The organism is Wolbachia endosymbiont of Laodelphax striatellus (genome assembly GCF_007115015.1).
Taxonomy (GTDB): Bacteria; Pseudomonadota; Alphaproteobacteria; order Rickettsiales; family Anaplasmataceae; genus Wolbachia.
Genome location: NZ_MUIX01000001.1, coordinates 1520580 through 1532923, shown reverse-complemented (window position 1 = coordinate 1532923; position 12344 = coordinate 1520580). Strand labels below are relative to the sequence as shown.

8 protein-coding genes, 1 tRNA gene and 1 pseudogene are annotated in these 12344 nt (G+C 32.8%); 6 read left to right on the top strand and 4 right to left on the bottom strand.

Features of this window, described 5'->3' with window-relative positions; translation table 11 throughout:
- The first annotated feature begins 168 nt into the window (after nucleotides 1–168).
- From BVG17_RS07425 to BVG17_RS07405, 3 genes and pseudogenes are all read left to right on the top strand, one after another.
- Nucleotides 169–591: a hypothetical protein gene (locus BVG17_RS07425; protein ID WP_241654208.1), complete on the top strand. Its 423-nt coding sequence runs from the start codon at nucleotides 169–171 to the stop codon at nucleotides 589–591.
- A 29-nt stretch (nucleotides 592–620) separates the two neighbouring features.
- Nucleotides 621–1766 (top strand): annotated as a pseudogene (locus BVG17_RS07415) (IS3 family transposase).
- Nucleotides 1767–3325: 1559 nt separating this feature from the next.
- Entirely contained in the window at nucleotides 3326–4102 is a 777-nt protein-coding gene (locus BVG17_RS07405) for an enoyl-ACP reductase FabI (protein WP_063630452.1), read from the top strand.
- A gap of 397 nt (nucleotides 4103–4499) precedes the next feature.
- Here BVG17_RS07405 and BVG17_RS07400 read toward each other — a convergent pair whose 3' ends face one another.
- Nucleotides 4500–5654 carry a hypothetical protein gene (locus BVG17_RS07400; protein WP_063630450.1) on the bottom strand — a complete coding sequence of 385 codons (1155 nt, stop codon included), beginning with the start codon at nucleotides 5652–5654 and terminating at the stop codon, nucleotides 4500–4502.
- A gap of 92 nt (nucleotides 5655–5746) precedes the next feature.
- Between BVG17_RS07400 and ychF the strand changes: the two genes are divergently transcribed.
- Nucleotides 5747–6841 carry a redox-regulated ATPase YchF gene (gene ychF, locus BVG17_RS07395; protein WP_063630449.1) on the top strand — a complete coding sequence of 365 codons (1095 nt, stop codon included), beginning with the start codon at nucleotides 5747–5749 and terminating at the stop codon, nucleotides 6839–6841.
- Between the two features lie 7 nt (nucleotides 6842–6848).
- Here the strand turns inward: ychF and BVG17_RS07390 are convergent, their stop codons facing one another.
- Together BVG17_RS07390 and glpX are read right to left on the bottom strand one after the other, a co-directional pair.
- Entirely contained in the window at nucleotides 6849–8288 is a 1440-nt protein-coding gene (locus BVG17_RS07390; protein ID WP_063630447.1) for a hypothetical protein, read from the bottom strand.
- 145 nt (nucleotides 8289–8433) lie between these two features.
- A complete protein-coding gene (glpX, locus tag BVG17_RS07385; protein ID WP_063630454.1) occupies nucleotides 8434–9357 on the bottom strand; it encodes a class II fructose-bisphosphatase in 924 nt (307 codons plus the stop codon).
- Nucleotides 9358–9476: 119 nt separating this feature from the next.
- Between glpX and BVG17_RS07380 the strand changes: the two genes are divergently transcribed.
- The gene (locus tag BVG17_RS07380; RefSeq protein WP_063630446.1) at nucleotides 9477–11303 is read left to right on the top strand and encodes a hypothetical protein; all 1827 of its coding nucleotides are present in this window, start codon (nucleotides 9477–9479) and stop codon (nucleotides 11301–11303) included.
- A 66-nt stretch (nucleotides 11304–11369) separates the two neighbouring features.
- On the opposite strand, the gene BVG17_RS07375 is transcribed toward BVG17_RS07380, so the two are convergent.
- A tRNA-Arg gene (locus tag BVG17_RS07375) sits at nucleotides 11370–11443 on the bottom strand.
- Nucleotides 11444–11594: 151 nt separating this feature from the next.
- Between BVG17_RS07375 and BVG17_RS07370 the strand changes: the two genes are divergently transcribed.
- Complete coding sequence (locus BVG17_RS07370) at nucleotides 11595–12332, top strand: ABC transporter ATP-binding protein (protein ID WP_063630444.1); 738 nt, start codon at nucleotides 11595–11597, stop codon at nucleotides 12330–12332.
- Nucleotides 12333–12344 lie beyond the last annotated feature (12 nt).

The following is a 12344-nucleotide window of genomic DNA, read 5'->3' as shown; positions in this document are numbered from 1 at the left end:
GTAAAAGCCCCTTTTTCTTGTTTAAGTGTTTGTGATATTTAGTTAAATTATTGACTCTATTATTTAAATACATCATAATTAAAGTATATTATTATTTTTAGTAGGAGAGTTTGATATGGCGTTTTTGGTTTTGTAGAATCGGATAATGGTATTCACGAAGATTATAGAATGGTTGATATTATTGTGAAATCTTCAGTTAATATAACTGAATTTTTAGATTTAATCAAAGACAAATTTGGATTAAAAGAGTTTTGGAAAGCTTTACCTGAAGATTCAGATCGTAATATGATTAAAGGTGCTTTAGAAAGAAAGATGGGGAAACTGGAAGATGATCAAGAGAAAAGTAAATATAAAAATTTTCTAGAAGAAATCAGGATAATCGAATTGGTACAAGAGCTCAATACAACAATATTAAGGAGAAGGGCAAGGAACCTAGATTTTGGAGATAACCGTGAGTTAAGGAAAAATGCAGCTAAGGAAGGAATGAAATTTGGTGCTATTGGTGGTGCTATAACTGCATTAGCAGTTGGGTTAGGATTGTTGACCTTACCCAGAAAAAGTAGACAGAAAGTTAAGACGTTTTTGAAGTAAAATAAAACGTTTTTTCAAAGAGGTGTGGTATGACAAAAAGAAAAGAATATACAGCAGAATTCAAAATTGAAGCTATAAGACTAGTAAAAGAAACAGGTCAATCATCAGCAAAAATAGCAAGAGATTTGGGTATTAGCGGTAAGCAGATGGGTAAAAACATACAATGATAGAATGTCTGGAGTAGATGCGTTTCCAGGAAAGGGGAAAGTAGCTCATTGTGACAAAGAAAAGTTTGATTTAAAGAAAGAGCTGGCAAGAGTAACGAGGGAAAGAGACATTTTAAAAAAAGCCCTGGGATATTTTGCAAACCAAAAAGAGTAAAATATTCTTTTATAAAAGAACATGAAAACTGCTATAAAATACGGGAATTATGCAGATTTTTGAACGTATCTGCTTGTGGTTATTATAAATGGATTACTAAGGAAAAAAACAACAAAAAATCAATAAGAGAAGAGCTCATACAAGATATTCAGAAGGTATATCGATCATCACAATGCAGATACGGAGCTCCTAAAATTCACGCTGAATTAAAGGCTTTAGGTAAAAATTATAACATCAAAACAGTGCAAAATATTATGCAGAAAAATGGCATTCAAGCTAAGCTTAGACGAAAGTTTAAAAGTAAAAAACCACAAATAGACAATAGAGTTATAACTCCTAACATATTAAATCAGAATTTCATCGCTGATCAACCTAACAAGATATGGGTAACTGATATTACGTACATAAAAACTAATGAAGGATGGTTATATTTGGCAGCAATAATAGATTTATATTCACGCATGGTGATTGGGTGGTCAATGAGTAATGCAGTAAATAGGCAATTAGTTATAGATGCGTTATTCATGGCTATTGGTAGGCGCAAATCTCCTAAAAATCTACTATTTCATAGCGATCAAGGATCGCAATACACCTCTAAAAATTATCAATTTTTACTAAGTACAAAAAATATTACTTCTAGTATGAGTCACAAAGGTTGTTGTTATGATAATGCTGTTTCAGAGAGCTTTTTTAGTTCACTTAAGAGAGAGTTACTCATTGATACTTCACAACACTCTGTACAACAAGCTAAAACCGCAATATTTGAATATATAGAAATTTTTTATAATAAACAGCGTAGACATTCTACTATTAACTATTGCATTCCTGAGCTTTTTGATTCATCATTCTCATAGCAAAAACGTCTTAACTTTCTGTCTACTTTTTCTGGGTAAGGTCAAGCTAATACAGCGACAGGTATATCAGTTTAATTAAGTAGAGCGAAGAAGTTTCTTCTTCCCTTTTCTCGAAATTTTTTACTTCGTTAGGTACCCTTAATCCTATTCAGGGTACCTAGATCTGATAATAGGTGTAACCATTGCTCGAACAGAAACAATGTTTTTAGCGTCGTTTTTTAAAGAATGACACTATTTCCACTTGATTAGAAGCCCCTTTTTCTTGTTTTAGTTATTCACAGAATTGTTAATAACGCAGTTGATAACCCAGAGAAATACATATTTTCACATTATGAGTACTTCGGAGATCTATAATAAATATGATCTCCAAATACTAATATATATATAATTGAAAGCAAAAGAACTGTGGATAACTCTAAAAAGTTATATTTATTTTAATATTTTTTAAAAAAAAGAAACAACCATTAAGGGAGCCAAGCTAATACAATCATATAAAAGATTACATATTTGGTTATAATTTTAATATTTTTCTAACAAAAGCCAATAAGTGGGTATTCTTGGAAAATTTTTCCTAAAAGATAAAATTTTTAAGTGCTTTTGAAGTGATACTTTAGGTATTTTTAAAGTAATACTTTTAAAGTATCAATTGAACATTTTTGAGCATTAATCTGGAGGTTCAACAGGCACTTTTTTATGCTGTTTGAGAAGAGCAAAAATTGCATTTTCCCTTGCTGAAAGCTTGTGTCTCTTGTATTTTCCATAATATACATTATGTAATTTTTAATACTAATAAAACTATTTCCCAATCTTTTAAATAACAACCTGTTGAACCTCCGGATTAGTACGTAAAAGGAACTATTAAAGTACCTCTTTAAGATTAAATTGCTACTTTAAAAACACTTAAAATTTCAATTTTTAGTTCTAGCATAGTCCTTTATTTGTCTTTTTTTAAAAAGTATTAAGATATTTATCAGTTGAGTAGGTTTTTCTGTAAATATCTCAATCTAATCATACTCTTTTTGATGTCTTTTTTGATCTTTTTCAGAGTTATCCACAGTTTTTTTATTCTCAATTATATATATAAAATTTGGAGAAAAAAGGAAGAAGTCTTCTTCCTTTTTTTACTTAACTACACTACCATACTTGCCGCTGTACTAGCTTTTTGTTCTGCATCAACGCAGAATACTTAAAATAACCAGATAAGTTTTTCCCAGTTATTTTGCCAAAACCATAGGGTACTTTGTGCCCCACTTTTCTATTAGCTATAAATTAAAGGTCAAGTATCTGGAATTCTGGACATAAAATCCTCCTGTGTAAAAAAAGTTAGAAAAAAATGCAGTGCATATACGAAAGATATACACTGAAGAATATATTTTTTAATAAGTTTGATTAAAAAGTCTGCAGACTAAAGATAGATTTTGAGCTCTTAAAATATCTCTAATTGTAATTATAATGAGGTTGGAAATATGCGGAAGTAATTTTTATACGTTAGCTACAGTTAAAACATAATTGACTTTGCTTAGTTAATATTTCAAATTATAAAAAAGGCAAATAATTCTATGATATTGCAGGGCAAAAAAGGGTTAATAACCGGAATAATAAATAAGAGGTCAATAGCATATGGTATAGCAAAGACCCTCTCAGAGCACGGAGCTGAGCTTGCAATCACTTATCAAAATGAAACAATAAAAGAGAAATTATTACCAATAGCAAGTGAATTAAATGTAGAGTTAATATTGCACTGTAATGTTTCAAATGAGGAAACTATAGATAATGCTTTTAAGGAAATAAAGGAGAAGTGGGGTGCTATTGATTTTTTGGTACATGCAATAGCATTCTCCGATAAAAATGAGCTAAATGGTAAATATGTCAATACTTCACTAAACAACTTTATTAATGCAATGCATATATCATGCTATTCTTTTACTGCTTTAGCGCAAAGAGCGGAAAAAATGATGTTAAATGGCGGTAGTTTACTTACTTTATCTTACTATGGTGCTGAAAAAGTTATGCCAAATTATAATGTGATGGGTTTATGTAAAGCAGCACTTGAAGCAAGTGTAAAATATATAGCATGTGATCTCGGACCACAGAACATCAGAGTAAATGCAATTTCTGCTGGTCCAATCAGAACTTTGGCATCTTCTGGAATAAGTGACTTTCACTCCATATCGGAATGGAATAGAAGTAATTCTCCACTTAGACGCAATGTTACAATAGAAGATGTTGGTAAGGCAGCACTATACTTATTAAGCGACCTGAGTAGTGGTACAACTGGAGAAATTTTACATGTTGATTCAGGGTATAATGTTGTGGGAATGAAGATAGTAGACTAATACAGTACTGCAGATGCATGTGAAGCCTGTGTTTTTTTGTTATCCGACTAATTGACATTGGAGCCCAGTATCAGCTACTAGAATGACAACATTTTTTACTTAAATCTTCGCATATTAACCATAGAGTTATTATTTTACAAGTATTTGCTGCCGCTGATCTTCCATTTTTACTTCTTCCATTTGGGTTAAGAGATTGTGCGTGAGGATTGCTCTTGAAGTTGCCTTGCAAGGGAAAAAGTCTTGTTCCTCCCGATCTTGGAGTTGCTTTGCAAGCAAGAAATCCTATTGTTCTTGTGTTTGTTTTGCTAAGACTTTATTCTTATTAAGCAGTGGTTCAAAATGAGCATGGCTTTTATTATAGAATGCCCCCTATAGAAGTATGTAGGACTGTGAAAATTTACTGTGCAGATATTTGTTGCTGTTGATGAGATGTGACTCTTGGTTCTTCCATACTACACGATGGACTGAAAGACTTCTGCTGCTCAGAGCGCTCTATGTGTTGCTTTATATCACAAGCGCACTGCTCTACAACATCATCAATTTTTCCATCAGCATTTTTTGCCAATAACTCATCAAATCTCTTCTCAACTTTTTCTCTCTCAGAAATGTTTTTTGTAATATTACAATATTCTAAAATCTCATCTATCTGAAACCGTTTTGCTAATAGGAAGTCTTCTTGTTCTTGAATTTCCTTAGTCTTAGCTCTAGAGTAATGATTTCCTCCAAGATATATTGTTTCTCTCTCTTTACTACCCCATAACTCGTCATTTAATTTATAACTCTCACGATTCAAGAACTCATTTAGTTGATCATTGTTTATCATTTCAGGATTTGGTTCAAACTTTTGTTGTTCTTCTCTACCATCCACTTCACAATGGACATTAATTTCAATATTAGCTAAAGAAGCTAATACCTGAACTTCTTCAATGAAAATAAAATAATTTGGGCTTTCTATTGCCTTAAGGTAAGCTTGATAAAGTTTAGATTCATTAAGAAATGAGCGTGTAATAAATTCACTGTTATATTGGTCATCGTACTCATCTTCACTATGATTATTAAGAGCCTCTGCATATTCTCTTAAATTAAGCATAGCTTGATCACGCGGTATATTAAGTTTGCTAACAGCTTTATTCACTAACCTCTTCACATTATCTTCAACATTTTCAATTTTCCTTTTTGTTTGCTCAACCAACTCCTTTATTTTATCAGACTCGCCAGTTAAATCTCCTGGATTGTTTAAAAACATATTAAAAACTTTTTCTAGCTGAGTCCTTAAAGAATCTGGCATATTGTGATCATCTAAAGACGTAAATTGACTTAAGAATTTGTGCCATTCCATTCTCATATCTTGTGCTCTTTCAGCTTTATATGTACCAGAGCTGTTATCACCAAACACTGCATGGAAAAAGCAATTGCCATCACCTGTAGTATCATACTTAACTACTTGATTAGCAAAAAATTCTTGCTTCACATCATTGTCTGAAACCTTGAGTCTTTTTGCATCTACATCAAGAAAATCATTTGGTAGTTTTCGTTTTCTAAATTCAGCCATATTTTTACCTTCACTTAAGCTAAGCAAGCAGATAATTAAAGTATAGCAAAAATTTTTAAATTATGCAATAATTATAGCTTTAAATAGCAAATATGAGCTTTAATTGTGGCATAGTTGGATTGCCAAACATAGGAAAATCAACTTTATTTAATGCACTTACAGAGTCAAGTGCAGCCGAAGCTGCAAACTATCCTTTCTGTACAATCGAGCCAAATGTTGGCAAAGTGCCAATACGAGATCAGCGTTTGAAACAAATTGCCGCAATTGCCAGTTCAGAGAAGGTAATCTACAACCAATTAGAAATTGTAGATATTGCAGGCCTGGTTAAGGGTGCAAGCAAGGGTGAAGGACTAGGAAATAAATTTTTAAGTCATATCAGAGAAGTTGATGCCATTGTTCATCTGCTCAGATGCTTTACGGATGACGATATCAGTCACGTACACAGCACTGTAGATCCAATATCAGATGCTGAAGTAGTGGAAATGGAATTAATTCTAGCTGATATTGATAGCATAGAAAAAAGGCTTCCACAACTTGAAAAAAAAGCAAAGCAAGGTGATAAAGAGCTAAAGAGACAACTTGAATTAATGCAAGAGGTATTAGCTACTTTAAAACTTGGCAAGCCTGCAAGAAGTTTAGAGCATATTGATGAAGATGAAATGAAGTTGCTTCAATTGCTAACAACAAAGCCTGTTATGTACGTCTGCAATGTTGAGGATACAAATGTTATAACTGGTAATGAATTATCTAAAAAGGTAGAGAAAATGGCAGAGGAAAATAAAAGCAAATTTTATTGTATTTCAGCAAAACTCGAAGCAGATATTGCAAATCTTGATAGCGAAGAAGAAAAACAGAGTTTTTTATCAGAATTTGGCTTGCAAGAATCAGGACTTGATGGAGTAGCACGTATTATGTATGAAGTGCTAAGTATGATAACTTTTTTTACTGTAGGGCCAAAAGAAGCACGGGCATGGCCAATAAAGATAGGATCAACAGCTGACAAAGCAGCAGGTGTAATTCACACTGATTTTGAGAAAGGCTTTATAAAAGCAGAAACTATAAGCTTTGCAGATTATGTAAAATACAGAAGCGAATCAGCATGTAAAGATGCAGGCAAAATTCGCTTCGAAGGCAGAGACTATATAGTGCAAGATGGTGATATAATGCACTTTAGGTTTAATGTGTAGTATACATCTAACTACCAAAAAACCAGGGAATACGGCCTCTGTTTATTATATCTTTCTCTTCGCTGACCTCATCTAGTTCCACATCATGGAGAATGGAGCTAGGTGTTGTAACAACTTCTTTTTTCTGTGGTTGTACATTCTTCTTCTCCTCACATAGTACGTGCTCCAGACCTCTTTCTAAAAATTCGTACAAAGCTTCACCTTCTATAAGCATATCCTTATTTTGCTTAGCTAATTTCAAAATTTCGTCTAGCTCAACATCTTCATCATTAATAGTTGCCTTCTCAATCTCAAATTCACCAGAATTTACATTTAAACTAATAAAGCAGTTAACAGAATTACCTTTCTCATCTTCTGCACTCCACCTAACTTTGATGTTGCATATTGCATTTTCTTCAAAACAGTAATTTCTTTGTTGCTTATCATTCTTTTCAATCGTTACAATTAGTTTACCATCGCTGTATATTTTTGCTCTTTTTACCTCATTTTTATTTCTTTCCATCTCTTCAATTTTGTCAGTGAAAAGACGGCTGATTTCCAAGCTATACCTAGGCTTAAAAATATTAATATTAAGATGATCATAATGATTAAGAGAACGTTTTTCATATGCGCATGGCACATAACATCCATCAAAAAAGGCAACTGCACTATCAGTTTTGAGAAATTCCTGTCCGTTACTCATCCCTTCTTCGATTCGAAGAAGATATCTACCCAACCTCTTTTTAAAATTCTTTCGCTTGTCTTCAGGAATAGACTTTTCATTCAATATACTTATTATTTCTTTTTGCTTACTTAATACTACGTAATTAAAAAGGAAAATGTTCTTATTCCATCGATAATAATTCGCTATTTTGTCAAATGGATCTGCAGGCCAGCCTTTATTATAATTTACGTTATCCTTATCATCTTTACACAAATTATCCTTAAGGCCAAAATTCAATTTTCTAAAATCTGATAATACTTCTTCTACCCTATCTTCAAAAAATTGAAGTTTATTTTGAAATTCTTTCCCATAATTCATTTTCTCATTTATTTTAAGAAGATATTCACTAAATTTCTTCCTAAAATTTTCTTGATCTTTATGGGCAAGCCTCTGATCTAATATATCTGTTATGTATTTTCGCTTATTCAATATTACGTAGTTAAAAAGGTCACTTTTTTTCCTCCTTTCATAATCTTCTGCTATTTCGTTAAAACACTCATTACTGTTCTTAAAATCCAATTTTTCGAAGTCTTGGAGCACGTTTTTTACATCATCCTCACTAAATTGAAGATTTGTTTGAGGAGACGCGTCAGTTCTACTTTGATCATCAAGTTGAGGATTTTTTTTAGTAGATTGGACTAATAAACTTTCTGTGCTGTTAGAGAAAGAATGATTATTTTCTTCAGATTGAGAACTTTTCTTTTTAGACGTATTAGTAAAAAAATTAGTTAGTGAACTAAACATTAAGCACCTCTTAGTATTACTATTTAGCTATAACTTAATTCCAAATGTTGTAAAGCTAAAATTAACATGTAAATTCATTTTTTTTAAGATAATTATTAAGTATCTTCCTTCTATAAAAATTTCATAATCAGCATATGACAAATGTTTAAGATATTGATTTTGTTTGTATTTTTATTAGTTTACCAGGCAATATTATTAATGAATTAGTCAGACAAATATCTTGGCCAAACTTTACTCCATCCACAAACTCTCCATTTGTTACTCCAGTTGCAATGAACACTGATTCACTTTTTGCCATGTCTTTCACGGTGTAGATTTTTTCTGGGTCAGTGATATTCAAATTTTTTGCTCTTTCTTTTAATTGATCCGTGTCAAATATTAATCTTCCTTCTATCTGCCCACCGATTGAACTTAGCGCTGCTGCTGCAAGCACTCCTTCTGGAGCTCCTCCTGTGCCGATATACATATCGTGATTGCCATTTATTAGCGAAACTATGGCTGCAACATCACCATCATCTATTAATTTCACTTTTGCTCCTAGCTTCCTAATTTTTGCTATTAATTCATCATGTCTTTCACGTTTAAGTACAGTTACTATAAGATCACTTGCTTTACATCCTTTTGCCTTGGCTAAATTGTCCAGATTCTTCTCAATCCTATTTTTTAGTGAGACTACACCCTCTGGAAGATTTTTTCCTACTGCTATCTTTTCCATATAAACATCAGGTGCATGTAAAAAATTACCTTTTTTCGTTGCAGCAAGAACGGACATTGCCCCTGATTTGTAATGAGCACAAATCGTAGTGCCTTCAAGTGGGTCAACAGCAATGTCAATCTCAGGACCATTTCCAGTGCCAACATTCTCGCCAATATATAGCATCGGCGCTTCATCTCTCTCACCTTCACCAATTACGATAGTACCATTTATTTCCATTGAGTTTAGCACCGTACGCATTGCATCAACTGCAACCTGATCGGCCTTTTTTTCATTACCAAGGCCTGCCAATTTATATGCAGCAAGTGCTGCAGCTTCGGTTACTTTCACTAACTTATAGGCTAAACCTTCTATCATTTGCTCGAGAATCATAAATCAATATATATCATGCCATTTGATACTGCAAGATTACTTGACTGAATAATGAAAAAGTTGATATAATAAGCGTATAGCAATAATAGTAAGATTTGAATATGATCGGTAATTTAACTTATGAAGATGTAAAGAAATTTGTAACTGATAATCCTAATATAGCTGCTCAGGAATTTGGTGAGAAGCTAAAACAAAGTGGGCCAACAGATGCAAAGATTTGTGATTTGTTTATGGATATTCTCCGCTCAGGGAAAAGCAGTATTTTAAATGATTATGATACATTTCTAAAAATTGTTGAATTGCTCGCAAAGTCAAATATTAAAATTGATATTGGAGATACTACTTCTAAAACTGTATTAGATTACGCTGTGTCAGGTGAAAAACCTAACGTTATAAAGATATTTTTGGATAGCGATAAATTTGATCAAGAAAGAAAATCGAATGCTTTGTTGACCGCCGTTAATGAAGGTAAAGTTCAAGAGTTTGAGATATTTTTAGATTACATAGATCATACGAAAATACTAGAGGTTCTTAACACAGCTCCTCACAATGAGAGCACTGAAGTTATGAAGATACTCTTGAATAACAAAAGATTTACTGGAGAAGAGAAAGTTCAGGCTTTGAGTAATGCCTCTGTAGATAGCGACCTACCAAAAATTAAGTTACTTTTAAAGTATATGACAGGTATACCAGAAGATGGTATAAGAAATCTTCTAAAAATAATTGAAGAAGAGAAATTATCACTCAGAGAACAACTTCAAATAGATTCTGAGTTTAAAGTCGACTTCAGCAATTCTGATCACAATAAATATCTCTCAAGCTGTGTAATAATTGCACTGCTTAGATCAGCATTAAGTAACACGCCTAATTTGGGAGGGAATAGAGCGGAGTCCAGCAGTAGTGGAGAAACTGCTGTGCTAAATAGCAATGACGTTGGAAAGTGGTATCAACGTATAGCGAGAACAATAAACTCAATCAGTTTTGAAGACTTACAAAGGGATTTAAATAAGCAAAAAACTAGTTTTCAAAGCAAGTGTGGACAAGGTACTGTGTTAGGAAACGCATTGCTAGAGTGTGCAATTCAAAATGAGAATTTTAATGTAATAAAATTTCTCTTAGAAAATAGAGTGACCGTTATTAATGCAATCAGTCAAGAAGACAGTTATTACGTTAGCAAAATTGAAGGAGACAAACCTATATTATGCTTTGTTGTCTCTTACACTGATGATGACAATGCTGAGATTCTGAGCACGTTACTGCAAAGTGTTAATGCAGAGCAATCAAAACTAGATCCTGAAAGTGAATTGTACAGATTATATCAACAGTTGAAGGATGATGCATTCTGCACTGCTTCTTCAAAAAAGAATTCTGTAGCAGCAACAGCACTAATACAAAATGATCGAGAAATAATTGTGCCGCATGGATCAGCAACAAATAAGGAACAAGAAACATTCCACATAGAAACAAATAGTGTATCCAATAGTAATAGAAATGTTATTAGTAAACCTGTAGCAACAGTGCTCCCTGTTAGTACTAACGATGATAATCATAATAACAAAAATGAAGCACCTGTATCAACAAGGACTGGCCCAACCGTCACACCAAATAATGATAAGAAAGCTAACGGCTTTGTAGAGGCTCAATTTTCTCCACCACATGAAAAAGAAACTAAATACAAAAAAAGTAAGGAGAGTTTTTACGCCTCATTAAGGAGTGATGTTGTTGGAGTTGTTATTGCAGGATTGTTTGTTGCTGCTGCTGTGACGGTTCCATCTTTAGCTGGTGCATTAGTTTGCAGTGTCCTAGCTATTTTAGTTGTAATGGTAACTGGATTACATGTAAAAAATTTTACACTTCCAAGTTACAGCGAAATGAGAGAAAATAAGGTTGAACCTGTAAATTCAAGTTTGAGAAACCATGCAATCTAGCTCCTAGAATCACTTTTCAAACCAATTATAATTTCTTGATTGTTAAACCACTTTATCAAAATTAAGTGGGACTAGTGCGATTCGAACGCACGGCCTTCGGATTAGGAATCCAACGCTCTATCCTACTGAGCTATAGTCCCATGTCTTCTGCTATTTATGCAAAATTATAGCAAAAAGTCTCGCATTTTTCTAGGCACCCTGTATAATTAATTCACAATAATAAAAAATATTTCTGTATTTCTTGAATGTAATACTGTTATATTTAATAATACGATTCCAATTGAAAGATTAATGCTAGTTAACAATATTAGTTACTTTTATAGTAATCAAGATGGCTTTGCTTTAAGCAACATCAACATTCAAGTGAAGAAAGGAGGTGTTGCCTGTTTACTAGGTCATTCTGGCTGTGGCAAGTCAACAATTCTAAAATTAATTGCAGGAATAGAAAATCCAAAATCTGGAACCATTGTTATAAATGATAAATTAGTTGCAAGTAACAAAGTGTCAATTGCTATAGAGCGTAGAAATATCGGATTGATTTTTCAGCATTCTGCATTATTTCCTCATAAAACAGTAATAGAAAATATAACTTTTGCTATTTGCAGTACTTCTAAGAAAGAAAAATACCTTACTGCATTGGAAATCTTAAAGCTATTTAATATAGAAAAATATGAAAACATGTACCCTCATGCTTTATCAGGAGGACAGCAACAATTAGTTGCAATAGCAAGAGTAATGGCGCAAAATCCTGATGTTGTTTTGCTCGATGAACCATTTTCTAATTTAGATATACTGCTCAAATATCGAATAAGGCACCATATATTGTCACTTTTTAGAAGCAAAAATATTCCTGTACTCATGGTAACTCATGATCCGCAAGAAGCGTTGAAAGTTGCAGATTTTATTTACGTGATGAAAAATGGTAAAATTATTCAATCAGGAGTTCCTAGCTACATATACCACAGACCTAAAGATGATACGTTAGCAAAATTTTTTAGTGAGCTTCCTTTTACTCTACAGCTAAACTAAACTTAATGTTAG